The 24,877-nt window shown below is 60.9% G+C and carries 19 protein-coding genes; 9 read left to right on the forward strand and 10 right to left on the reverse strand.

Annotation, left to right across the window (positions count from 1 at the left end; translation table 11 throughout):
• Positions 1 to 98: 98 nt before the first annotated feature.
• Positions 99 to 4,532 (forward strand): ATP-dependent RNA helicase HrpA, encoded by a 4,434-nt coding sequence (gene hrpA, locus L6758_RS03720; protein WP_237204539.1) that lies wholly within the window; start codon positions 99 to 101, stop codon positions 4,530 to 4,532.
• 106 nt (positions 4,533 to 4,638) lie between these two features.
• Here the strand turns inward: hrpA and L6758_RS03725 are convergent, their stop codons facing one another.
• Both L6758_RS03725 and L6758_RS03730 read right to left on the reverse strand, forming a co-directional pair.
• Entirely contained in the window at positions 4,639 to 5,064 is a 426-nt protein-coding gene (locus tag L6758_RS03725; protein ID WP_237204540.1) for an HIT family protein, read from the reverse strand.
• 11 nt (positions 5,065 to 5,075) lie between these two features.
• Complete coding sequence (locus L6758_RS03730) at positions 5,076 to 5,726, reverse strand: MBL fold metallo-hydrolase (RefSeq protein WP_237204541.1); 651 nt, start codon at positions 5,724 to 5,726, stop codon at positions 5,076 to 5,078.
• Between the two features lie 185 nt (positions 5,727 to 5,911).
• Between L6758_RS03730 and L6758_RS03735 the strand changes: the two genes are divergently transcribed.
• The gene (locus tag L6758_RS03735) at positions 5,912 to 6,346 is read left to right on the forward strand and encodes a Fur family transcriptional regulator (RefSeq protein ID WP_237194362.1); all 435 of its coding nucleotides are present in this window, start codon (positions 5,912 to 5,914) and stop codon (positions 6,344 to 6,346) included.
• On the opposite strand, the gene L6758_RS03740 is transcribed toward L6758_RS03735, so the two are convergent.
• From L6758_RS03740 to L6758_RS03760, 5 genes are all read right to left on the reverse strand, one after another.
• Positions 6,318 to 7,232 (reverse strand): metal ABC transporter permease, encoded by a 915-nt coding sequence (locus L6758_RS03740; protein ID WP_237204542.1) that lies wholly within the window; start codon positions 7,230 to 7,232, stop codon positions 6,318 to 6,320. The two genes, L6758_RS03735 and L6758_RS03740, sit on opposite strands and share 29 nt — an antisense overlap.
• On the reverse strand, positions 7,229 to 8,086 hold the full coding sequence (locus tag L6758_RS03745) for a metal ABC transporter ATP-binding protein (RefSeq protein WP_237204543.1): 858 nt from the start codon (positions 8,084 to 8,086) through the stop codon (positions 7,229 to 7,231). Before L6758_RS03745 ends, L6758_RS03740 begins: the two co-directional genes overlap by 4 nt.
• 5 nt (positions 8,087 to 8,091) lie before the next feature.
• Positions 8,092 to 9,051, reverse strand: a complete 960-nt coding sequence (locus L6758_RS03750) for a metal ABC transporter solute-binding protein, Zn/Mn family (protein WP_237204544.1) — start codon at positions 9,049 to 9,051, stop codon at positions 8,092 to 8,094.
• A gap of 211 nt (positions 9,052 to 9,262) precedes the next feature.
• Complete coding sequence (locus L6758_RS03755) at positions 9,263 to 10,348, reverse strand: hemolysin family protein (protein WP_237185839.1); 1,086 nt, start codon at positions 10,346 to 10,348, stop codon at positions 9,263 to 9,265.
• Positions 10,345 to 11,688 carry a hemolysin family protein gene (locus L6758_RS03760; RefSeq protein WP_237204545.1) on the reverse strand — a complete coding sequence of 448 codons (1,344 nt, stop codon included), beginning with the start codon at positions 11,686 to 11,688 and terminating at the stop codon, positions 10,345 to 10,347. Before L6758_RS03760 ends, L6758_RS03755 begins: the two co-directional genes overlap by 4 nt.
• Positions 11,689 to 12,092: 404 nt before the next feature.
• Between L6758_RS03760 and L6758_RS03765 the strand changes: the two genes are divergently transcribed.
• From L6758_RS03765 to L6758_RS11145, 3 genes are all read left to right on the forward strand, one after another.
• The gene (locus L6758_RS03765) at positions 12,093 to 15,839 is read left to right on the forward strand and encodes a multifunctional oxoglutarate decarboxylase/oxoglutarate dehydrogenase thiamine pyrophosphate-binding subunit/dihydrolipoyllysine-residue succinyltransferase subunit (RefSeq protein WP_237204546.1); all 3,747 of its coding nucleotides are present in this window, start codon (positions 12,093 to 12,095) and stop codon (positions 15,837 to 15,839) included.
• Positions 15,840 to 16,013: 174 nt separating this feature from the next.
• Positions 16,014 to 16,613, forward strand: a complete 600-nt coding sequence (locus tag L6758_RS03770; protein WP_135011505.1) for a GDSL-type esterase/lipase family protein — start codon at positions 16,014 to 16,016, stop codon at positions 16,611 to 16,613.
• A gap of 159 nt (positions 16,614 to 16,772) precedes the next feature.
• The gene (locus tag L6758_RS11145) at positions 16,773 to 16,847 is read left to right on the forward strand and encodes a 50S ribosomal protein bL37 (RefSeq protein ID WP_371300742.1); all 75 of its coding nucleotides are present in this window, start codon (positions 16,773 to 16,775) and stop codon (positions 16,845 to 16,847) included.
• 55 nt (positions 16,848 to 16,902) lie between these two features.
• On the opposite strand, the gene rsrA is transcribed toward L6758_RS11145, so the two are convergent.
• Both rsrA and L6758_RS03780 read right to left on the reverse strand, forming a co-directional pair.
• Entirely contained in the window at positions 16,903 to 17,184 is a 282-nt protein-coding gene (gene rsrA, locus L6758_RS03775; RefSeq protein WP_237204547.1) for a mycothiol system anti-sigma-R factor, read from the reverse strand.
• 14 nt (positions 17,185 to 17,198) lie between these two features.
• The gene (locus L6758_RS03780; RefSeq protein WP_237204548.1) at positions 17,199 to 17,897 is read right to left on the reverse strand and encodes a sigma-70 family RNA polymerase sigma factor; all 699 of its coding nucleotides are present in this window, start codon (positions 17,895 to 17,897) and stop codon (positions 17,199 to 17,201) included.
• A 236-nt stretch (positions 17,898 to 18,133) separates the two neighbouring features.
• Between L6758_RS03780 and L6758_RS03785 the strand changes: the two genes are divergently transcribed.
• From L6758_RS03785 to hisN, 4 genes are all read left to right on the forward strand, one after another.
• Positions 18,134 to 18,664, forward strand: a complete 531-nt coding sequence (locus L6758_RS03785) for a DoxX family membrane protein (RefSeq protein ID WP_237204549.1) — start codon at positions 18,134 to 18,136, stop codon at positions 18,662 to 18,664.
• Between the two features lie 143 nt (positions 18,665 to 18,807).
• On the forward strand, positions 18,808 to 20,175 hold the full coding sequence (gene aroA, locus L6758_RS03790) for a 3-phosphoshikimate 1-carboxyvinyltransferase (RefSeq protein ID WP_237204550.1): 1,368 nt from the start codon (positions 18,808 to 18,810) through the stop codon (positions 20,173 to 20,175).
• Positions 20,175 to 21,263 carry a ribosome small subunit-dependent GTPase A gene (rsgA, locus tag L6758_RS03795; RefSeq protein WP_237204551.1) on the forward strand — a complete coding sequence of 363 codons (1,089 nt, stop codon included), beginning with the start codon at positions 20,175 to 20,177 and terminating at the stop codon, positions 21,261 to 21,263. The genes aroA and rsgA overlap by 1 nt, the downstream gene beginning before the upstream one ends.
• An 18-nt stretch (positions 21,264 to 21,281) precedes the next feature.
• Positions 21,282 to 22,076 (forward strand): histidinol-phosphatase, encoded by a 795-nt coding sequence (hisN, locus tag L6758_RS03800; RefSeq protein WP_423817180.1) that lies wholly within the window; start codon positions 21,282 to 21,284, stop codon positions 22,074 to 22,076.
• A gap of 107 nt (positions 22,077 to 22,183) precedes the next feature.
• Here the strand turns inward: hisN and secA are convergent, their stop codons facing one another.
• Entirely contained in the window at positions 22,184 to 24,835 is a 2,652-nt protein-coding gene (gene secA / locus L6758_RS03805) for a preprotein translocase subunit SecA (protein WP_237204553.1), read from the reverse strand.
• Positions 24,836 to 24,877 lie beyond the last annotated feature (42 nt).

Below are 24,877 nucleotides of genomic sequence, written 5' to 3' on the forward strand. Positions count from 1 at the left end.
CTCTTTTTTGATATTTTTGTCGACTATAGTCGATAGTCTTCACGCGCCCAGTGAAACCTGACCGTTAGTGCCGGCTCTGCCCTAAAATAGAGGGCAGTATGTCTAGTTCAGATTCTTCCCGCACTCATGCCCAGCCCCTCTCCGCTATCGCCGCTGCTATGCACGGCGCGGGCGTCCGCGCATCCGAGCCCACCGAACCCCAGACCGCCGAAAAGCGCGGTGGTAGGGGGAAGCAGGCGTCCAGCCCTCGTGAGGGGGCGGACGCACCCGCCCGCTCCCAGCGCCGCGGCCGCAGCTCAGCCCCCCGGGGCAAGCAGGGCGGGAAGAAACCGAACCAGCGCCGTCCCTACACCCCGCTGATTCCCGAAAAAATCACCTATCCCGAGGGCCTGCCCGTCTCTGCCCGCCGGGACGACATCATGGCAGCTATCCGCGACAACCAGGTCACCATCGTTGCGGGTGAAACCGGCTCGGGTAAGACCACCCAGCTCCCCAAGATGCTCCTTGAACTGGGGCTGGCGGAAAAGGGCATGATCGGCCACACCCAGCCCCGCCGTCTGGCCGCCCGATCGGTGGCTGAACGCATCGCAGAAGAACTGGGGCAGACAATCGGCGAAACGGTGGGCTACCAGGTGCGCTTCACCTCAGAGGTGGGCGAAGGCTCCGCTATCAAGCTCATGACCGACGGTATTCTGCTAGCCGAAATTCAAAACGACCGGCTGCTACGCCAGTACTCGGCCATCATCATTGATGAGGCCCACGAACGTTCCCTCAACATTGACTTCATTCTGGGCTACCTCAAGCGCATTATGCCGCAGCGCCCCGACCTGAAAATCGTCATTACCTCAGCCACCATTGACCCCGAACGTTTCGCCCGCCATTTCTCCCCCAGCTTTGTACCCGGTGTCGGCATCGTCGACGAGACCCTCAGCCCCGAAGAAAAAGAAATCGCCGAGGCAACCCTGCCCGATGATGCCCCGCCCATCATTGAGGTCTCCGGCCGCACCTACCCCGTCGAAATCCGCTACCGCCCCCTCAGCGAACCCCGCACCGGCGACGGCGGGGAGGACGAGGCGGACGCCGGTGACGGCCTCGAGGACGACGACCGTGACCCGATTGAGGGCGTACTTGACGCCATCCGGGAGCTTTCTGAAGAGGCTCCCGGCGACATTCTGATTTTCTTCTCGGGCGAGCGCGAAATCCGCGACGCGGCCGACGCTATCGAGGATATGGTGCGTTCCACCCGCCGCCTGGCCGACTACGAGGTGCTGCCCCTCTACGCCCGCCTGTCGATGGCTGAGCAGCACAGGGTTTTCAAACCCGGTGGCCGGCCCCGCATCGTACTGGCAACCAACGTGGCTGAAACCTCCCTGACCGTGCCCGGTATCAAGTACGTGATTGATACCGGTACCGCCCGTATCTCGCGCTACTCCGCGAGGACAAAGGTACAGCGCCTGCCCATCGAGCGTATTTCGCAGGCCTCAGCCAATCAGCGTTCGGGCCGTTGTGGCCGTGTCTCTGACGGTATCGCTATCCGCCTCTACTCCGAAGAGGACTTCCAGGCCCGGGCCGAGTTCACCGACCCCGAGATTCTCCGCACCAACCTGGCCGCGGTCATTCTGCAGATGACCGCTATCGGCGTGGTCAAGTCCCCCGCCGATATTGAGAAGTTCCCCTTCGTTCAGCCGCCCGAAACCCGCGCTATCAACGACGGCGTCAACCTGCTGCGCGAGCTGGGGGCACTTGCTACCCCCGGCCGTGATGGGGCGGACGCCCTCCCCCGCGATACGCGCGGGGCACGCGGTAGAGGGGGGCGGCGTCCGTCCTCACCGCTCACTGCCGCCGGGCGCGCCATGGCAGCCCTGCCCGTTGACCCCCGCCTAGCCCGCATGATTGTGGAGGGTTCCAAACGGGGCGTTGCCAAGGAAATCATGGTACTGGCGGCTGCCCTGACCATTCAGGACCCCCGCGAGCGCCCCGCCGAGCACCGGGGTGAGGCAGACTCCCTGCACGCCCGCTATAAGGATGAGAAGTCAGACTTCACCTCCTATCTGCTGCTGTGGCAGTACATCAATGAGAAGCAGGCAGAGCTGTCGTCGAGCCAGTTCCGTAAGATGTGCCACCGGGAGTATCTGAACTTCCTGCGTATTCGTGAGTGGCAGGATCTCTTTGCCCAGCTGCGGGAGATTGGCCGCTCGGCCGGTATTACGGTTGAGGGCGGGCGCGATATTGACCCGGCTGCCAGTGAGACCGAGGTGCACAAGTCACTGCTCTCAGGTTTGCTGTCGCATATCGGTATGCAGGATGAGCAGAACCGCCACGAGTATCGGGGCGCGCGCGGAACCCGGTTCGCGATTTTCCCCGGCTCTGCCCTCTTTAAGAAGAATCCGGTCTGGCTGGTATCTGCTGAGCTGGTAGAGACGTCCCGCCTGTGGGCGCGCGTGAATGCGCAGATTGAGCCCGAGTGGGTGGAAGAGTTGGCTGGTCCCCTGCTCAAGCACTCTTATTCTGACCCTCACTGGTCTGCCCGCCAGGGTTCGGTGCTGGCCCATGAGAAGGTCACTCTCTTTGGGTTGCCCATCATTGCCGACCGGCGTATCCAGTACTGGCGGGTTGACCCGGTAGCTGCCCGCGAGATTTTCATTCAGTCTGCCCTGGTAGAGGGCGATTGGCAGACCCGCCACCGCTTCTTTGCCCGTAACCAGAAGGCTCTGGCTGAGGTTGAGGAGCTTGAGGCTCGTCTGCGCCGCCGCGACCTGCGGGTCGATGACGCTGTCCTCTTCGACTTCTACAACGCCCGCATACCCGAGCACGTTGTCTCTGAACGCCATTTTGACCGCTGGTGGAAGGAGGAACGCCGGGTCAATGAGCACCTGTTGGATTTCACCCCCGAAAACCTGATTGACGAAGAGGCCGCCGATTACGACGAGTCCCTCTTCCCCCGCACCTGGACTGCCCGCACCTCCGGCGGGGAGCTGGCCCTTGACCTGCGCTACGAGTACGCCCCCAGCGTGCAGATTGGTGGGGTGCGCTCCTCCCAGACACAGACGGACGGCATCGCGGTGCAGGTTCCGGTGCTCTTCTTAGGGCAGCTTGAACCGGCTCCTTTTGAGTGGCTGATTCCGGGTCTGCGGGAGGAACTGGTGACGGCCCTGATTAAGTCCCTGCCCAAGCAGATTCGCAAGAATTTTGTTCCGGCACCGGACGTTGCCCGCCAGGCCGTCGAGAAGCTCAACGCCGACTACTCCCCCGCTACTGACTCTCTCACCGAGGCCCTGGCCCTGGTGCTGCGCCGCCTGCGTGGGCATGTGGTCGATCCGGCCGAGTTCAACTGGGATGCGGTACCCGAGCACCTGCGCTTTACCTTCCAGGTGCGCAACCACCAGAATAAGATTCTGGGTGAGGGTAAAGACCTCGTCGAGCTCCAGGGTCTTTTGCACGCCGAGATTCGCTCTGCCCTGGCAGCTTCTCTGGGCGCTAGCCCCGAGACCCTGGGCAAGATGGCGGCCATGGCCGCTGGTGGTAAGAAGGGTCAGGACGCCCGCGGCGGCTCTGCACCCTCTGCAGCTCCCAGCGCGGCTGGGAGCCGGGGTGCAGGTGCCAAGGGGGCACAGGCGTCCGCCCCGGAACAGGCGCCGGGCAGCAAAGCCGTGCGGGAGGTCTCGGGCCTAACCGACTGGCCGGAGCAGGATCTCCCCCGCAAGGTCGAGCGCGTCATTGCAACCCAGACGGTAGCAGGCTACCCGGCTCTAGTTGATGAGGGGGCGTCCGTTGCTGTGCGGATCTTCCCCACCGAGGCTGAAGCTACCCGGGCCCAGCGCGGGGGCGTGATTCGCCTGCTCAAACTCAATACTCCCTCGCCCGAGCGCTACGTCTCTGAGCACCTGAACAACCGCGAAAAACTGGTGTTTACGCAGAACCCCCACGGGTCAATTGACGCCCTCATTAGTGACTGCACGGTAGCCGCTATTGACCAGCTGGTACCCGCTATCCCACCTTTTACCAGGGCGGAGTACACTGCCCTGTTCAATAGCGTGCGAGCTGATCTCATTGACACGGTCTTCGTGATGACCAAGCTGGTTGCCGATATCCTGTCGGAAACAGCTAAGGTGCAGAAGCTCATTAAGAAGTCCACCTCGCTTGCTGTCATTCACGCCATGAGCGACATGAAGAGCCAGCTGGAGAACCTGGTCTACCCGGGGTTTGTCACCGAGACCGGTGCGGTTCAGCTACACCATCTGCCCCGCTACCTCAAGGCGATCTCCAAGCGCATTGAGAAGCTGGGGCCCAACGTCAACCGGGATAACCAGCTCATGCTGACCGTGCAGGAACTTGAGGATGCCTACGATAAGGCCGTGCAGTCCCTGCCCGGTGGCGTGAGCCCAACTCCCGAGTTAGAGCAGGTGGGCTGGATGATTGAAGAGCTTCGGGTGAGCTTCTTCGCCCAGGAGCTGGGCACGGCCTACACCGTCAGTGAAAAGCGGGTGGGTAAGGCCCTGCGCGAGGCCATGGATGCCATCAAGAACGCCTAGGCCCGCCCGTCCTCTCACCAAAGGGGACCGCAAAACTTAAAAAGGACCACATAATTTGCGGTCCTTTTTAAGTTTTGCGGTCCCCTTGGATAGAACCGGCGGAGGGCTAGGAAGCTACCGAGTCGCCGTAGCCCAGCTCGGTCAGGGCTGCCCTCAGCTTTTCAGCAGCCTCATCCATGGCAGCTGCATCGGGGTTACGGTTAGCCTGCTCGAAGGTGAACTCGCTCTGGTCAACAGCGGGCCACACATGAATATGGGTATGGGGCACATCAAAACCGGCAATAATCATGCCCACGCGGGTGGGGTCAAAAGCCTTCATCAGACCCTTCGATACCTTCTGAGCCACGTCAAAGAGGTGGGCAGAGAGCTCCTCGGGCAGGTCAACCCAGTGGTCAATCTCAGCCTTGGGAACCACCAGAGTATGGCCATACTGGAAAGGCTCGATGGTCAAGAAGGCAACTACCTGCTCGTCCTCCCAGATAAAACGGCCGGGCAGTTCTCGGTTAATAATCTTGGTAAAAACAGTGCTCATGGGGCTTACTCCTAAATCTCTACAGACTGGCCGGGGGCCAGGTACTCAAAGGTGGTGCCGTACTTCTGACCAAAGTTGGTTGCGTGGCCAACAATCATGTTTCGACCGTTTTCGGCAAGCAGTGAATCATGAATCTGGAAGGCCCGCGGAGCGCGCACAGCGATAATGAAGTCAATGACCTCCTGAATCTTGTTCCAGGGGGCATGAATCGGCACCAGCAGAGTACCCACCTCAATGCCGTGGGGTACCACAAAAGAATCCCCTGGGTGGAAGAGGTTATCGTCAATCAGGTATCCCACGTTATCGATCACCGGTAGCAGGGGGTGGATCACCGCGTGGTTACCGCCGAAGGTTTTGATAGAGAAGGACGAGAGGGCCAGCTCCCCGTCAGCTTCCACCGACTTTGCAAGGGCCTCGGGCAGGGCCGCAAGAACGGTATCAATGACAGCGGCGGGAGCGTGAATGGTGACCTGCGGGTTCTCTCGCAGAAAGGCAACCACTTTACCCTCGTCGAAGTGATCGGGGTGCACGTGGGTGACCAGAATATGGTGGGCCCCGTCCAGCGCCTGCTCGACCTCGGAGAAGTTTCCGGGGTCGAGCACCAGCACGGCGCCGTCCTTTTCGAGCCTGACGCAGGAGTGAGTGTATTTCGTAAGTTTCATACCTACCACCCTAGTAGCTCCCACCACAGTCAGACTAGTTGGAGCTGACGGTTTCTTTCTGCTGAACACATACGCTGTTACCTGAAAACGTTGTTTTTCGCCCCGCGCGAGGGCCGTTTCTGCCCCGGGAAACCTGGTGTACAGTAGGCACAGAGAGAGACCGATTTTAGACGAGGGAATGACCCGTGAACACCAACTCAGCGTCGTCAGCCAGCAAGCCCACCGAAATTCGCAACACTAAACAGCGCCGGGCAGTCACCGCAACCCTCGAAACCCTCGAAGACTTTATTTCTGCTCAAGACCTGCACCAGCTCATGCTCTCGCGCGGCGATAAGGTGTCGCTGGCAACCACTTATCGTCTCTTGCAGTCCATGGTGGGCACCGGTGAGGTAGAGGCCCTCAAGACCGAGGACGGCGAAGCTATCTACCGCCGCTGCGACTCTGAGCACCACCACCATCACCTGCTCTGCCGTATCTGTGGGGCTGCCCGGGAATTTGAGATTCCTGAGCTTGAAGAGCTAGCCCTGGCGATTGCGGCAAAGAACGGCTATACCGAGGTCAAGCACGTCATTGAGATTACCGGGGTCTGCGCTAACTGCTCTGCCCACCAGCGGGGCTAGGCGCTGCTGCGGCTGCAGATGAGCGGACGCGCCCCGATGCTGAGTAGCGCTGGCGGACGGCTCGTACCAGGCGGCAGACCACGAAGATGAGGAAGGACAGGGTGGTCACGTAGGGGCTGATCGGCAGGGAGCCTGCCAGAGCCAGAAGAATACCGCCCACCATGGCTGTTTCTGCAAAGAGCACTGAAAGAATCAGGGCACGCAGGGGTGAGGCTGTGATTTGCAGGGCTGCCGCTGCCGGGGTAATCAGCAGGGCAAGAACCAGCAGGGAGCCCACCACCTGCACCGACAGGGCGGTGGCAATACCCAGAACAATCATAAAAGCAATCGACAGGGCCTTCAGCGGCACTCCCTTGGCTGAGGCAACCACCGGGTCAAGCGAGGCGAACATGAGCGGCCGCCACATGATAGCCAGAGCCGCAATAATCACCACCCCGCCGATGATCATAGAGGTCAGCTGGGCAGAGTCAACCGAAACAATCTGGCCTGTTAGCAGCGAGAACTTGTTCGCTGCCCTACCTGAGTAGAGGGAGAGGAAGAGGATTCCCAGCCCCAGCCCAAAGGGCATCAGGGCACCGATGATTGAATCATTTTCGTGGGCCCGGGCGCCCATCAGGGCAATCAGCAGGGCAGAGATAATGGAGCCCACCAGGGAACCGGTGACCACGTTATAGCCCAGGAGCAGAAAGAGGGCAGCACCGGCAAAAGACATCTCGGCGATGGCGTGCACCGCAAAAGCGTGACGGCGGAGCATCACAAAGAGCCCTACAAAGCCGCCGATCACACCCAAGATTGCCCCGGCGATAATGGACTGGCTCAGCAGGGCCACCAGCTCACCGTAGCGGTCAAAGACAAAGACCTTGCCCATAAAGTCCGCAAAAGTCATCGGTTATCTACCCCTTTCGCGGGTGCAAGTAGCTGGGGGTGGTCGGTTTCTAGGGCGCAGTGGTGCTCCCCGTGTTCGCCGCCCACCACCACGTAGCGGCCGTTAGTCTGTATCACCGATACCGGAGTCTGGTAGAGGTCGGTGAGCACTTCGCTGCGCATGACCTGCTCCACCGACCCCACGGTGAAGCGTCCGCCCGCAAGGTAGAGCAGGCGGTCTACATGGTCAATGATGGGGTTGATCTCGTGGGTCACGAAAACGACCGTAGCTCCGTGATCCCGGTTGTAGCGGTGAATCAGGTCTGAGACGGCGTACTGGTGGTTGAGGTCCAAAGAAAGCAGGGCCTCATCTGCCAGGATAATCTTGGGGTCATTGGCAAGGGCCTGGGCGATACGCAGGCGCTGCTGCTCGCCGCCCGACAGAAGCCCCACCGGCACATTAGCGTAGTCGCTGGCACCAACCGCATCGAGCAGGGAATCAACCTTCTCCCGGTAGGCCCGGTTCTTCACGCGGAAGCCCCAGCGGTGGCCGTCCACCCCCAGCCCCACAAAATCGCGGGCCCGCAGGGGCATCTCGGTACCAATTGCCTTCTGCTGGGGAATGTAGCCGACGCCGGGGTTCCCCAGGCGGGCAGGGGCACCCAGAACCGAAATTTTGCCGGCGCTCAGCTGGGTCAGACCCAAGATGACCTTGATAAAGGTCGATTTTCCCGAACCGTTAGGGCCCAGGACGGCAAAATATTCGCCCTGTTCCACGGTGAGGTTGAGGTCCTGCCACAGGGTACGGTGGCCAAAGGAAAGCCCGCCCCCGGTCACCGTAAGGGCGGGGGCGAGCTGGGTAGAAGAGTGAGCCATAGGCTTTATGCTACTGCCTTTTCTAGGTTGTCGATGTTCTGGGTCATCCAGTCCATGTAGCCGGTGTTCTCGGGCAGGGTCTCGGTGAAGGAGACACTGGCAACTCCGGCTTCCTGGGCGAAGGTATAGATTTCGGTGGTCTGGGCGGTCTGGGTCTGCTCGTTGAAGGCCAGCAGGTCGATGCTGCCGCCGGTGAGGGCGTCTTTGGCTTCCTGCAGGGTCAGGGGGGCGATGTCGCTTTCGCTATCGACCGCTGCGATCAAATCTGCCGGGGTGGAGTCGGTGAAGCCGGCGTCCTCCAGCATGTAGCCCGAGACAGGCTCGGTCGCCAGGTAGGTACGCTCTTCGGTGTCGATAGCCTTGAGACGGTCAAGGAGCTGGTCAGCGTCGGTGGAGAAGGCTGCAGCTGCGCTGGTGTAGGCATCCGCGTTGGCGGGGTCGAGCTCAGCCAGGTCGGCTGCTACCTGGTCAGCTACCTTCTTCATGGTGTCCAGGTCGTACCAGACATGCTCGTTGTAGGAGTGCACGTGGTCAGAGTGGTCTTCACCGGTGGTGCTGTGCTCTTCTGCCATGTGGGCCAGGTCGTCGGCGCTAAAGAGGCCCGAGAGTTCTACCGCGTTCACCACAATCTGGTCGGGGTTATCGGTGCCGGCCATTTCGGTGAGGAAGGTATCGTAGCCGCCGCCGTTGACGACAACCAGGTCAGCGTCTTTCACGGTCAGGCGGTCCTGGCTGGTGGCTTCGTAGGAGTGGGGGTCCACAGCGGTTGAGGCAATGAGCGGGGTGACCTCTACTTTATCGCCGCCGACTGCCGCTACCACATCGGCATAGACATCGGTGGTGGTGACGACCTGCAGGGTTCCATCGTTTGAAGACGAGGACGCGCTCGTCCCGCTTGACCCGCAGGCAGAGAGGGCCAGCGCCGATACGGCAAGCAATGAGACGGTGGGGAAAATCTTTCGCATGGCGCTGTCCTTTGGTACGGAGTAAGGGATAGGGCTTCTGCCAGCCTACTCCTTTCTGCGAACGGTTCGCAAATAAAAAGTACGTACACCGCATCACACCCGCGCCCCGCTAGGAATATAAGGACGCCCGCCCTACCTTCCCTGCCACGGGGCAGGAAAGACGGGGCGGGCGTCCGCGCACCGGCAGAAACCGGTAGCTAGCTAGAGGAAACTAGTCGGCGCTGTGCTTTGAAGCGGCCTCTTCGCGGCGGCGCACATGCTCCTGGGTAGTGTCCTTAATTTCCCCCACCAGCTCTTCGAGGATGTCTTCCAAGAAGAGCACGCCAACGCTCTGCCCCTGGGCGTCGACCACGTGGGAGAGGTGGGCCCGGTTTCGCTGCATGGTGGCAAGAGCCTCATCGATTTCGGTTTCGGGCTTGACGATCGACATCTGACGTAGCTTAGACCAGGCAATAGGCTGGTCCATACGGTCAGCTTCGTAGACCAGGGCGTCCTTGATGTGCAGGTAACCCATGTAGGTGCCGTCTTGCTCGTCCTTCATCACGAAGCGGGAGTAGCCGGTGTGGGCAACAGCCTTTTCCAGCTCAGCGGGCGTACAGGGGAAGTTCATGGTAACCAGCTGGTCACCGGGCACCATAATCTCAGCAACGGTCTTCGAGCTGAATTCCAGGGCGCCAGACAGCACGCCGGAGCCGTCGTCCACGGTTCCCTCTGCGGTTGATTGAGCCACAATGCTTTGAAGCTCATCAAGGGTGAAGGTTGAGGCAACCTCGGCCTTAGGTTCCACCTTCATCAGGCGCAGGGTATGGTCGGCAATCCAGTTGAGGAAGCCCACCAGGGGCTTGAGCACCCGCGAGACCGTGACCAGGGGCGGGGCAATCCACAGGGCAACGCCCTGGGCAGCCAGCGATACCGCCATATTCTTAGGCACCATCTCGCCGAAGATAACGTGCAGGTAGGTCACCAGGATCAGCGCGAATGCAAAGCCTACAGCGCTAGCCACCTCGTAAGGGATGCCCCAGCTTTCCAGGGGTGCAGACACCAGGTGGTGCAGGGCGGGCTCTGAAACATTCAGAATCAGCAGGGAGCAGACGGTAATACCCAGCTGGCAGGTAGCCAGCATGAGCGAGACGTTCTCCAGCGCATAAAGTACGGTGACCGCGCGCTTATTACCGGTCTCAGCCAGCGGCTCAATCTGGGAGCGGCGGGTCGACATAATGGCGAACTCACCGGCCACGAAAAAGGCGTTACCGGCAAGGAGCACAAAGAGCAGGGCGATAGCTACCCAGTCGTTCATCGGGCCCCCTCCTTTCGAGCGGCGAGGTCATCTGTGGTGAGGGCTTCGGGAATAAAGCGGATGCGGTCAACCCGGCGCTGTTCCATCTTTTCTACGCGCAGGCGTCCGCCCTCAACGGGCACCACGTCGCCGGTTTCGGGAACTCGGCCCAGGTGGTCCATCATGAAGCCGCCCATGGTTTCGTAGGCGGGGTCATCATCCACATCGAGGGTGCCGATGTAGTCCTTGACCTCGTCGGGGCGGAGCAGGCCCGAGAAGATGTAGTCGCCGTTGCCCACGCGCAGGGGGCGTTCGTCGAAGGAGTTGGTGTCGTGTTCGTCGGAGACTTCACCGACGATTTCTTCAACCAGGTCTTCAAGGGTGGTGATGCCGGCCGTGCCGCCGTATTCGTCGAGCACCACGGCAAGCTGTAGGGCGCCCTCTCGTAGCTGCATGAGCAGGGAGTCCAGGTGCACGGTTTCGGGCACCTGCAGCACGTCCTCCATGAGCGTTCCGGCTTCCAGCGTGTCGCGCTTATCGAGGGGAAGGCCCACAGCTTTCTTCACGTGCACGACGCCCACGATGTTGTCCTGGTCTTCCCGGTAGAGGGGGAAGCGGGAGTGGCCGGTGGTGCGGGCCAGCTCGATGACGTCGCTGACAGGGGCTGTATCTTCGAGCATGATGACCTTGCGGCGCGGGGTCATGACGTCGGCTGCGGTGAGTTCGGCGAAGGAGAGGGTCTTATCGACGAAGCGGGCGGTATCGGAGTCTAGGGTGCCCAGGTCGGCTGAGCGGCGCACCATTGAAGAAAGCTCTTCGGGTGAACGGGCTGCCGAGAGTTCTTCCTTAGCTTCCATGCCGAAGCGGTGGAGTACCCAGTTTGCTGATCCGTTAGCGGTGCGGACGATGGGGCCCATCACCTTAGTGAAGAGCAGCTGGGCCGGGGCCAGGGTTCGGGCCACGCGGTAGGGCTCGGCAATCGCCAGGTTCTTGGGCACCAGCTCGCCGATAATCATGGAGAGCAGGGTTGCAATACCCATAGAGAAAATCAGGGTGAGCGCCGAGGCCACAGAGGGGGCCAGCCCCCAGGACGCGATGGTGTCGCCGGCTAGGGCGTTGATACCGCTGTCGAGGGTGTAACCGGTAAGTAGGGTGGTGATGGTGATACCCAGCTGGCAGCTTGATAGCTGGGTTGAGAGGGATTTGAGGCAGGCGAGCACTCGTTCACCTGCGGCGTCTCCCCTATCAATTTCTTGCTGGACCTTGGACTGATCAAGGGCTACCAGCGAAAATTCTACGGACACGAAGAAGCCGGTACCCAGAATCAGGGCAAAACCGATGAGAAGCAGGAGCCATTCCATGGTTTAGGCTCTCACCGCCTGCTGGGCTGGGCGCTGGTTGCCAGAGGTGCGGACGCCCGCGGTTGGGTTAAAGAATAATGTGCGCCAAAGCGCTCGTGAGGGCTGCGAAGATGCGCAGAAACTAGAAGGGGCTTCCATAGTGGTCAATTCTAGCGAATATCGAGCGGTTTACTCAGTGGGCTCCCTTTCACCCCCTGCGAAATGCCAGCCTATTTCTGCCAGACAGCCTCACAGTGAGATGTCATAGAAAGTAGTGCGTTGGACGAACCCCCAAAACACTTCTAAACTAGACAAAGATATGCGGTACATCACGCGCCCAATGTAGTGTGCGATGCCCGCCCACCTCGTGCCAAAAGCGGTTTTGGCACCCAGCAATCACAAGAGATGGAAGAGGCGTAAGAGAAGTGCCAAACCAGCCAGAACATACTGTTCCCGAAGAGTTCGCGGGTAACGAGTGGCTCGTCGAAGAGCTCTTTGAGAAGTACGAGCAAGACCGCAACTCAGTCGACGAAACGTGGTGGCCCCTGTTTGACCAGTGGGCAGGCACAACCGGCAGCGCACCCAGCTCGCAGCAGGCAAAGGAGCCTGCTGCGGCGTCCGCACCGGCCAAGGAAGAGCCCGCCAAGGCCCCCGTTCCCTCCACTCCCAAGACCTCTGCCCCTGAAGCTGACCCCAAGTCAGCCCCGCAGGCAGCTCCCAAGGCAAGCAACCCCTCAGCGACCAAGCCCGCCACCCCGAAGGAAGAACCCGTGAGCGACGCTCCCCAAGAAGACCAGATTGTTACCCTGCGCGGCCCCGCCAAGGCGGTTGCCGCCAACATGGACGAGTCACTGAGCGTGCCCACCGCAACCACCGTCCGCGCTATCCCCGCCAAGCTGCTGATCGATAACCGCACCGAAATCAACAGCTACCTGGCCCGCACCCGCGGCGGTAAGGTCTCCTTCACCCATATCATCGGCTACGCCATCATCCGCGCTCTTGCGGCCTTCCCCTCCATGAACGTCAGCTACGGTGAGGACGCCAAGGGCAAGCCCGCCGCTATCCAGCACGCCCACGTTAACTTCGGCCTGGCCATCGACCTACCCCGCCCCGACGGCTCCCGCAACCTGGTTGTACCCAACATCAAGGGTGCAGAGAAGCTCTCCTTCTCAGAGTTCTGGGAAGCCTACAACGACATCGTCAAGCGCGGCCGTGAAGGCAAGCTCGGCGTTGAGGACTTCGCAGGCACCACCGTCTCACTGACCAACCCCGGCGGTATCGGTACCGTCCACTCCGTGCCCCGCCTCTCCAAGGGCCAGGCAGCTATCATCGGTGCAGGTGCCCTTGACTACCCCGCAGAGTACCGCGGTACCTCAGAAAAGGTCATCGCCCGCAACGGTGTCTCCAAGATTCTAACCCTCACCTCCACCTACGACCACCGCGTCATCCAGGGCGCAGGTTCCGGCGAGTTCCTCAAGATTGTGGAGCACTACCTGCTCGGTGGCGACGGCTTCTACGACCAGATTTTTGAGGATCTGCGCATCCCCTTCGAGCCCGTCCGTTGGGCTCGTGATAACCAGGTCAACCCCGAAGCAGAAATTTCTAAGGTTGCCCGTATCCAGCAGCTTATTCACGCTTTCCGCGTGCGCGGCCACCTGATTGCCCAGACCAACCCCATTGGCTACCAGATGCTCTCCCATCCCGACCTGCGTCTGGAGAACTACGGCCTGACCCTCTGGGATCTTGACCGCTACTGGCCCACCGGTGGCTTCGGCGAAAAGGAATCCCTGCCCCTGCGCACCATTCTTGAGCTGCTGCGCGAGGCCTACACCCGCACCATGGGTGTGGAGTACATGCACATCGAGAACCCCGAAGAGCGCCAGTGGTTCCAAGACCGCCTGGAGCACGGCTACACCAAGCCCTCCCGTGACGAGCAGTTCCGTGTGCTGGGCACCCTGAACGCCGCTGAAGCTTTCGAAACCTTCCTGCAGACCAAGTACCTGGGCCAGAAGCGCTTCTCGCTGGAGGGCGGCGAATCCCTGATTCCTCTGCTTGACTCGGTGATTTCTGAAGCAGCAGACGCTGGCCTGAATGGGGTCGGCATCGGTATGGCCCACCGCGGCCGCCTCAACGTACTGACCAACATTGCGGGTAAGTCCTACGCCCAGATTTTCCGCGAGTTTGAGGGTCAGATGGACCCCCGTCTGACCGGCGGCTCCGGTGACGTCAAGTACCACTTGGGCACCGAGGGTATCTTCACCTCCCACAACGGCAACCAGACCCAGGTCTACCTGGCCGCTAACCCCTCCCACCTTGAAGCCGTCAACACCGTGCTTGAGGGTATCGTCCGCGCTAAGCAGGATACCCTGGCTGAACAGGGCATCGGCAACTACCCCGTACTGCCGATCCTGGTGCACGGTGACGCGGCCTTCGCCGGTCAGGGCATCGTGATGGAAACCCTGCAGATGTCTAAGCTTGAGGGCTACACCACCGGCGGTACCGTTCACATCGTGGTCAACAACCAGGTTGGTTTCACCACCACCCCGCGCGATGGCCGCACCGCCACCTACTCCACCGATATCGCCCGCATGATTCAGGCACCCGTCCTGCACGTCAATGCGGACGACCCCGAGGCTGTTGTCCGCGCAGGCTCCATCGCCTTCGCCTACCGTCAGGCCTTCAACAAGGACGTCGTCATCGACCTGGTCTGCTACCGCCGCCGCGGCCACAACGAGGCCGATGACCCCTCGATGACCCAGCCTAAGATGTACCAGCAGATTGAGGAGCTACCCTCAACCCGCAAGATTTACACTGAGTCCCTAGTTGGTCGCGGTGACATCTCCCAGGACGAGGCCGAGCGCGCTCTCAAGGACTACCAGTCCCGCCTGGAGCAGATCTTCACTGAGACCCACGAGGCCCAGTCGTCGTCCGCTCCCCTGGTCACCGCAGACGCCGCCGCTGTCTCAAACATCGAGCGCCCCGCAGCCCAGCAGAATGAGGACTCTGTGCACGTTGCCGGCGAGACCGCCATCTCGGCTGAGACCCTGGCCCAGATCGGCCAGGCCTTCGGCAATATTCCTGAGGGCTTTACCGTGCACAAGAAGCTCAAGAAGCTCCTGGAGCAGCGCGTGAAGATGTCCACCGAAGGTGACATCAACTGGGGCTTTGGCGAACTCGCTGCCTTTGCCTCCCTGCTGCTGGAGGGTCGTGACGTCCGCCTGACCGGTCAGGACGTCCAGCGCGGCACCTTCGTCCAGCGTCACTCCGTGCTCCATGATTCGCTGACCGACGAAGAGTGGAACCCCCTGGCTAACCTCTCAGAAACCCAGGGTAAGTACTCCATCTACAACTCCCTGCTCTCCGAGTACGGTGTTATGGGCTTCGAGTACGGCTACTCCGTAGAGCGCCCGGACTCCCTGGTGCTCTGGGAGGCCCAGTTCGGCGACTTCGCCAACGGCGCCCAGACCATCGTTGATGAGTTCATCTCGTCAGCAGAGCAGAAGTGGGCCCAGCGTTCCTCACTGGTGCTGCTGCTCCCCCACGGTTTTGAGGGCCAGGGCCCCGACCACTCATCGGCCCGCATGGAGCGCTACCTGCAGCTGTGCGCCGAGAACAACATGACCGTTGCTGTTCCTTCAACCCCGGCTAACCACTTCCACCTGCTGCGCCGCCAGGCCCACTCCCGCCCGCACAAGCCCCTGATTGTCATCACCCCCAAGCAGCTGCTCCGTCTCAAGGCAGCAGCCTCATCGGTTGAAGACTTCACCAGCGGTAGCTTCAAGCCCATCATCGAGGATCAGGGTAACCTGAACCCCGCTGACGTGACCCGCCTGGTCTTCGTCTCGGGCCGTCTCTACTACGACCTGGAAGCAGAGCGCGCTAAGCGCGGCGACAAGAGCACCGCAATTGTGCGAGTCGAGCAGCTCTACCCCCTGCCGTCCGCAGAGATCAAGGAGCAGATTGCTGCCTACCCCAATGCGGAACTGGTCTGGGCCCAGGACGAACCTGCTAACCAGGGCCAGTGGCCCTTCATGGCGGTTAACCTGCTCCCCCAGATTGACTACCGCATGAAGCTGATTTCCCGCCCGGCAGCCGCTTCCCCCGCAGCCGGTACCGGTAAGCGTCACCAGCGCGAGCTCGATAACCTCATCTCCGAGGTATTCGACCGCTAAAGCAGGGCGCTCGCTCAGCTCCCAGTGCCCGAATCTTGCCCGTCAGGATTCGGGCACTGCCTGTTTGCGGTGCGCCCACCGTGCGCTGGCAGGCTCCAGGGTTTAGACTGGTACAGAACGAACGAGACCAACGTTGCGGGGCGACCTAGCCCTCAACCTTGTAGAAAGAAACACGTGGATCAGCGAAAAATTCGACTTGTAGCCGTTGGCGATGATCTGCTCGCAGGCGTCGGGGACCCCCGCACCCTCGGGTGGTTCGGGCGCGTTATGGCGCGTACCCCTCAGACTTCTGCCTCTATCTCTGCCTATAATCTGGCAGCTCCCGGTGAGGGCAGTGAACAGCTCAATGCTCGCTGGTTTGAAGAAGCCAGCCGTCGCTTTGCCCAGGGCCACGAGAACCGCCTGGTCATTGCCCCCTCAACCTTCGACATCGACCTGGGCCTCACCAGCGCCCGCTCCCGCCTGAACCTGGCGAACATGGTTGATATGGCCTCCCAGAACAACGTGAAGGTTCTGGTTGTTGGCCCCCCGCCCACTCTCGATGCTGAGCGTAATCGCAAGATTGCCGATTTGTCGGCAGCCTACGCCGATGTGGTGACCCGCCGTAACCACGTCTACGTTGATACCTTCAACCCCCTGCTGCACCATGAGCAGTGGCGCAATGACCTGGCAGCGAACGATGGCCGCCCCGGTCAGTCCGGCTACGGCCTGATTGCCTGGCTGGTCCTGCACCGCGGCTGGTACAACTGGCTTCAGATTTCAGAGCCCGTTTAAGGAAGTCTCTGGCAGGTGCCTGCCCCTGTGACCAACCCCGGGGTGTGCAAAGCTCGCCAAGGTATGCGAAAATAGTGAGAAGTGCCTATTCTAAGGTGCTATCGACCATTTGTGCTCCGTTATCCTGACGGGCACTCCACCTTGATCAAGGAGGCTCTCATGAGCAAGCGCGGTCGCAAGCGTAAGGATCGCCGTAAGGGTAGCGCTAACCACGGTAAGCGCCCCAACTCATAAGGCAATCGACAAGGGCCCCTACTCGCTGTAGCGAGTAGGGGCCCTTTGCTATGGCCTAGCTGGCAGCCGGGTGCCCTTCTTCGGTGTGTATCTCATCAATGCAGGCTCGAATTCGGCTTTTAAGGTCGACCGGGGCGGTTTCCTTGCAGGTGCGACGCACGGCCTGGCGGATGATGCACTCAAGGTCGTACTCCTTGGCACAGGTTTCGCACTCGGCCAGGTGGGCTTGGAGTTCTTCTAGATCCTGGCAGCTGAGTGGATCATCAATGTAGGTGTAAATCTTTGCCAGGCGTTCTTCGCAGGGGGTTGCAGTTTGCGAGGTGCTTGTGGTTGTCATGGGCGGCTCCTTTCTTAGGCGCTGGCAGTTTTGCTGGTACCGGCCTTGCCGGTGGTGCTGGTCTTGATACCGCGTTCGGCGGCGTAGTCGGTGAGCTTATCGCGCAAGAGTTTACGACCCCGGTGGAGGCGGGACATGACCGTACCGATGGGGGTGTCCATAATGTCGGAGATTTCCTTATACGAGAAGCCTTCAACGTCTGAGTAGTAGACGGCCATGCGGAAGTCTTCGGGGATGGACTGGAGGGCTTCTTTGATATCGCTGTCTGGCAGGTGGGCGAGGGCTTCATTTTCAGCTGAGGGTAGGCCCTTGGAGTCGTGAGCTCCTGCCCGGGCTAGCTGCCAGTCTTCGACGGTGTCGGTATTGGCCTGGTATGGCTCTCGCTGACGCTTGCGGTAGACGTTGATGTAGGTGTTGGTGAGAATGCGGTAGAGCCAGGCTTTGAGGTTGGTGCCTGGCTTGTACTGGTGGAAGGCGGAGAAGGCTTTCATGTAGGCCTCTTGAACCAGGTCTTCAGCGTCCTGCGGGTTGCGGGCCATGCGCAGGGCAGCGGCGTAGAGCTGGTCGACGTACATGAGGGCTTCGCGTTCGAAGCGGGCTTTACGTTCGGCGTCGGTTTCCTGGGAGCGCAGGTCTGGTTCAGCGCCTTCAGGGGTAAGGACGTCTGTGGTCGGCGCAGGGTCGGTGCTGGGGGCCGGGGGCGTGGTTGTCATTTCCCTCCAGGTGTGCGGTGGTCTTTTGTCTTACTGTACCTGCCCTGGGGCACAGCTTGGCGCCGAGTACGCCAGGTATAACGACAGCCAGCGGCGTTTATTCCCCTGGAGTTAGAGTTTTTTGTGCTGGTGGTGCTGTAAAGTGGCTGAACCTACCGGTCTATATGTATGCTTAGTAGTGTTAGGTATCTGTGATACACCGTAATGGGGCCACACACCCCGTGAAGGAGGAACTCATGTCGTTGGTTCGCCGTTTTGCCCGCCCCCTGCTGGCTTCAAGCTTCATCATCTCGGGTGTTGACCGTCTACGTGACCCCGAATCGTCCAAGCACCTGGCTAAGGTCGTCAACCTGGCTGCAACCTCTGCCCCTCAGCTTGCTGTCCTGCGTGGCCAGGAGAAGCTGGTCGGCCAGGCTCTGGCTGGCTCCCAGGTAGCCGCCGGTGCTCTCTTCGCTCTGGGCAAGCTGCCTCGCCTTTCGTCTACCGTCCTGCTGGCCACCGGAGCCATCAACTCCTATGTTGAGTACCGCGCGGCTGAGGCTGAGACCAAGGAGCAGAAGACCGCCCGTCGTAACGCCGCTGTGGTCAACGGTTCCCTGCTGGGTGCAATCGCTATTTCAGCGGTTGACACCGACGGTAACCCTTCGCTGGCCTGGCGAGCTTCAAAGCTGGGTGACCAGGTTGCGAAGAAGTCTCACCAGCTGGCATCTGATGTTCAGGACGCCGCCTCTGACGCCCAGAAGAAGGTTGAAGACCTCTTCGCCTAAAGCGGTGCTTGCAGGGCTCAAGGCCCCGTGAACTTTGATAAACCCCGTGCCATCTCGGTGCGGGGTTTTCCCCTTTGCCGCCCTAGCCACCTAAAATAGGGTGGAAGGACGCCCTCAATCTAGTAGCAAGGTAGGTTCTATTCGTGGTTGATGCGACTCAGCAGCCCCAAGTTGCCGACGGAGACTGGCTAGCACCAACCGTCACGGTGCCCGAAGGTGCTCATGCCCGGGTGGAAATTCCCGGTTCAAAGTCGCTGACTAACCGCTACCTACTCCTAGCTGCCCTAGCCGATTCGCCCTCGGTGATTCATGCGCCCCTGCATTCGCGGGATTCGAAGCTGATGATAGCTGCCCTGACCTCTCTGGGCGCCCAGTTCGAAGAGATCGAAACCGGTAGCGTCTTTGGCCCCGATCTGCGGGTCATTCCCCTTGATTTTTCTAACCGCACCCCCCGTGAGGCCTCCATCGATGTTGGTCTGGCGGGAACCGTCATGCGTTTTGTACCCCCGGTAGCTGCCCTGCTGCCCGGCACTTTCCATTTTGATGGCGACGAACATGCCCGGGTGCGCCCCATGCTACCGGTAATTGAGGCCCTGCGAGGGCTGGGAGTTGAGGTTGAGGACGCCGGTACCGGCTCCCTGCCCTTCACCGTGGAATCTTCCGGTTCGGTGCAGGTAGCTGAGCTGACCATTGATGCTTCGGGTTCTTCCCAATTTGTTTCAGCTCTTTTGCTGGCAGCCTGCCGCTTTGAGCGGGGCCTAGTGTTGCGGCACGTGGGTGGCCCGGTGCCCTCGATGCCCCATATCGAGATGACCGTTGAGACCATGCGAGAGCTCGGTATATCTGTCGACTTCAACGGCACGGACACCTGGACGGTTGCCCCCGGTGGCTTCCCCGGTTTTGAGGTCACCGTTGAACCTGACCTCTCCAATGCTGGCCCCTTCCTGGTAGCGGCGGTTGCCACCGGGGCAACAGTGACGGTTCCGCGCTGGCCTGAGTCCACTACCCAGGGTGGGGATCACTGGCGGAAGATTCTGCCCCTCTTCGGGGCTCGGGTGGAGCTAGCCGACGGGAACCTGATCGTCACCGGCCCTGCCGGCGGCGCGGCGTCCGGACTGCCCGGTGTTGAACTCGACCTGGCCGAGGCCGGTGAGCTAGCCCCCACCGTCGCTGCCCTCATCGCTCTCTCGCCGGCAACCAGCGTCCTTTCCGGCATTGCCCACCTGCGCGGGCACGAAACTGACCGACTTGCTGCCCTGACCGCCGAGATCAACCGTCTCGGTGGTAGGGCTGAAGAAACCGAAGACGGCATTCGCGTCACCGCACCCGTAGCTCACGGGACTCTCATGCGTACCTACGCTGATCACCGTATGGCCACCGCGGCAGCCGTCATGGGGCTGGTTATTCCGGGTGTCGTAGTTGAAAACGTAGAGACCACCTCCAAGACCCTACCCAACTTCACCGGGCTCTGGCAGAACATGCTGGACCAGTGGCAGGCAGGTGCTGCCTAATGCGCCGCTCCTGGGATGAAAGCGATGTACGGGTACGCCCCAATAAGAAGGGTTCCCGCCCCCGCACCAAAGACCGCCCTGCCCACAAGGACGCCGAGATTGGCCGCATTATCACCGTAGACCGCGGCCGCTACACCGCCATACTCGATGAGGGCAAGAGTAGCGAACGGGTCGTCACCGCCGTGCGCGCCCGCGAGCTACGCCGCTCCCCCATCGTGGTGGGCGACAAGGTCGCCCTGGTGGGAGACACCAGCGGTAAACCCGATACCCTGGCCCGTCTCGTCCGTATCGAAGAGCGCACCAACCTCCTGCGCCGCAGCGCTGATGACACCGACCCCGTCGAGCGCGTAGTGGTAGCCAACGCCGATAACCTGGTCATCGTGGTAGCAGCTGAAAACCCCGAACCCCGCACCGGCTTTATCGACCGTTCCCTGGCCGCCGCCTTTGACGCCGGGCTTACCCCCATTCTCTGCATCACCAAGACCGACCTCAAGCACCCGCAGTGGCTGCTGGACTACTACCGGGACGTTGAGCTCACTATTTTGCTCTCCAAGGCTAAGGACGGGCGCGCCCCCAGCGAAGAAGGCTCCGAGGGCCTCGACACCACCCTGGTTGACCAGCTTTCTACCTACCTGGACGGCTCCGTCTCCGTTCTCCTGGGTCACTCGGGCGTGGGCAAATCTACGCTGGTCAACGCCCTGACCGGGGCTGAACGAGCTACCGGGCACGTCAATGCTGTAACCGGCCGCGGACGCCACACCTCGTCCTCAGCCCTGGCCCTCCAACCGCAGAAAGCAGCCCCCGGCACCTGGATTATCGACACCCCCGGTATCCGCTCCTTCGGCCTAGCTCACGTCGAGCCCGACACCCTGGTCGCTTCCTTCACCGACCTTGCCCCTGGTTCAGCCAACTGCCCTAAGGGCTGCACACACTCGGCATCCGCCCCCGACTGCGGCCTGACCGCCTACGTTGAAACGGGTCAGGCCGGCCCCGCAGGCCCCGAACGCCTGGACTCCCTGCGCAAGCTCCTGCGCGTCGATGAAGAAACCGGCGACACCGAGAAAGAACTCGGCGTCGTAGACCTCTAAAACCCAAGGCAAATGACTATGACTAACTACACCGACGACCTGCGCCTGGCCCACATCATGGCTGATGCGGTCGACCGCCTCACCCTGGCCAAGTTCACCTCCCACGATTTTTCCGTCGACACCAAGCCCGACCTGACCCCAGTCACCGACGCCGACCGCGAAGCCGAACAGCTCATCCGTTCCCAGCTGTCCCGCGTCCGCACCCGTGACTCAGTGCTGGGTGAAGAATTCGGGGAAACCGGGTCTTCCCCCCGCCAGTGGGTCATCGACCCCATCGACGGCACCAAAAACTTCGTGCGCGGAGTGCCCGTCTGGGCTACCCTCATCGCCCTGCTCGACCACGGCAAGCCCGTCGTAGGCGTCGTCTCCGCCCCTGCCCTCCAGCGCCGCTGGTGGGCAGCCGAAGGCACCGGCGCCTACACCGGCCGCTCTCTCGCCAAGGCCACCCGCATCTCGGTCTCCTCTGTCACCCAGCTCGAGGACGCCTCCCTCTCCTACTCCTCCCTCACCGGCTGGCGCGATTTGGGCCTGCGCAATAACTTCATCGACCTGACCGACACCGTCTGGCGCACCCGAGCCTACGGCGACTTCTGGTCCTACATGATGGTGGCAGAGGGTGTCGTCGACGCCGCCGCCGAACCCGAACTCGGCCTCTACGATATGGCCGCCCTGGTCCCCATCGTGACCGAAGCAGGCGGACGCTTCACCTCCCTGGCAGGAGCGGACGGCCCCCACGGCGGCAACGCCCTAGCCACCAACGGCCACCTGCACGAGGCCGCCCTTTCCTATCTGGGGACCGACAAGACCCTCTAAAGCCGGGGTCTCACGAGACCGGGCTAAACGCTTCAACCTAGACCAAAGACCCCGAATCCTACATCAAGGATTCGGGGCCTTTAGTCTGAGCGGTTTCCTATGCTGAGTTACTTCTTGCGCTGGTTCAGAATCGAAATCTGCTCATTGCTGCGGTCATTCACTGCCTCGGTATGCACCTCGGTCTTACCGGACTCAGAGGGAGCTGAGTACTGCAGGAACTTAGGCTGGGCAGGAATCTTCAGCTGAATCTTCGACTGCTGGGTACGCTGCTTCGACAGGTCCACGCTGTAGAGCATCGACACGGTCTCCTCGCGAATACCGCCCATCATGCTCTGGTAGAGGGCATAACCCTCACGCTGGTATTCCACCAGGGGGTCACGCTGGGCCATAGCACGCAGGCCGATGCCCTCCTTGAGGTAGTCCATCTCGTAGAGGTGCTCAGGCCAGCGCTTACCGATGACCGAGAGCACCACGCGGCGCTCAATCTCGCGCATGGCGTCCTCACCCACGGACTCTTCGCGCTCGCCGTACTGCATCTCAGCGTCAGCCAGTACTTCCTTCACGATCTGGTCGCGGGTGACCTTGGTCTTGTCGCCAGCTTCTTCAGCCAGGTCTTCGGGGGTAATGGTAACCGGGAAGATGGTGCGCAGGTTCTCCCAGAGCTTCTCAAAGTCCCAGTCTTCGGCATGGCCTTCGCCTACCTGGGCATCGATTGCTGAGGTGATAACCTCGGTGCGGAACTTGGCAATCTGTTCCTTGAGGTCATCGCCTGCCAGAATCTGGGCGCGGTCCTTGTACATGGCCTCGCGCTGGCGGTTGAGCACATCGTCATACTTGAGCACGTTCTTGCGCTGCTCAGCGTTGCGGGCTTCAACCTGGCCCTGGGCGTTGGCGATGACGCGGGAAACAATCTTGGCTTCCAGGGCGGTATCGTCGGGGGCACCGGCCATCAGGCGGGCAGCTGCCTGGCCGTTGAAGAGGCGCATCAGGTCGTCAGACAGTGACAGGTAGAAGCGGGACTCGCCGGGGTCGCCCTGGCGGCCCGAACGTCCGCGCAGCTGGTTATCGATACGGCGGGATTCGTGACGCTCGGTACCCAGCACGTAGAGGCCACCTAGTTCTTTGACCTCTTCGTGCTCGGCTGCAGAGGCCTGCTCCGCTGCGGCAAGCACCTCGGGCCACTTAGCCTCGTATTCTTCAGGCTTCTCGTTGGGGTCAAGACCCAGGGTCTTCATGGTCTCAACGGCCTCAAACTCGGGATTACCACCGAGCATGATGTCGGTACCGCGGCCTGCCATGTTAGTTGCTACGGTGACGGCACCCTTGCGGCCAGCCTGGGCGACGATGGCAGCTTCACGGGCGTTATTCTTAGCGTTCAGAACTTCGTGGCGGACGCCCGCCTTCGACAGCAGCTTAGAGAGGTACTCAGACTTCTCAACGCTGGTGGTACCTACCAGCACGGGCTGGCCGGTAGCGTGGCGCTCTTCGATATCTTTGACCACCGCGTTGAACTTGGCAATCTCGTTCTTGTAGACCTTATCGGGCTGGTCGATACGCTGCTTTTCCTTGTTGGTCGGAATCGGCACGACACCCAGCTCGTAGGTGTTCATGAACTCGGCAGCCTCGGTCTCAGCGGTACCGGTCATACCCGAGAGCTTGTCGTACATGCGGAAGTAGTTCTGCAGGGTCACAGTCGCCATGGTCTGGTTTTCAGGCTTGACCTCAACCTCTTCCTTAGCCTCGATGGCCTGGTGGATGCCGTCGTTGTAGCGGCGGCCTGCCAGAATACGGCCGGTGTGTTCATCAACAATCATGACTTCGCCGTTCATCACGACGTAGTCCTTGTTGCCCTTGAAGAGTTCCTTGGCCTTAATAGCGTTGTTGAGGAAGCCAATCAGGGGGGTGTTTTGCGGCTCGTAGAGGTTTTCAATGCCCAGGTGGTCTTCGACCTTATCGATACCCGATTCGAGCACACCCACGGTGCGCTTCTTCTCATCAACCTCGTAATCTTCCCCGGCAACCAGAGTGCGGGCAATACGGGCAAATTCACCGTACCAGCGGTTGGCCTCGCCCATGGCGGGGCCAGAGATAATCAGCGGGGTACGGGCCTCGTCAATCAGAATAGAGTCAACCTCATCGACGATGGCAAAGTTGTGCCCGCGCTGTACCTGTTCCTCTTTGGTCCAGGCCATGTTGTCACGCAGGTAGTCAAAGCCGAACTCGTTATTGGTGCCGTAGGTGATGTCGGCTTCGTACTGCTTCCGGCGCACATCGGGGGTCTGATTAGCCAAGATAACGCCCGACTCCATACCCAGGAAACGGAAGACACGCCCCATCAGGTTAGCCTGGTACTCAGCCAGGTAGTCGTTGACGGTGACCACGTGCACGCCCTTACCGGAGAGGGCATTGAGGTAGGCGGGGGCAGTAGCAACAAGGGTCTTGCCCTCACCGGTTTTCATTTCGGCAATATTGCCCAGGTGCAGGGCGGCACCGCCCATAAGCTGAACGTCGTAGTGGCGCTTGCCCAGGGTACGCTTAGACGCCTCGCGGACCACAGCAAAAGCTTCGGGGAGCAGAAGGTCCAGTGACTCGCCGTCCTCAACGCGCTTGCGGAAGGCGTCGGTCTCAGCGCGTAGCTCGGCGTCGCTCATCGCAACAAAGCTGTCTTCGAGTGAGTTCACTGCATCGGTGTAAGCACGCAGCTGCTTGAGGACTTTTTGGTCTCCGCTGCGGAGTAGCTTTTCCAAGAGAGATGCCACTGAAGTTTGCTCCTTGATTGGTTTGGTATGGGAGGTGGGCAG

The sequence above is a fragment of the Rothia nasimurium genome, assembly GCF_928382285.1.
Classification (GTDB): Bacteria; Actinomycetota; Actinomycetes; order Actinomycetales; family Micrococcaceae; genus Rothia; species Rothia nasimurium_E.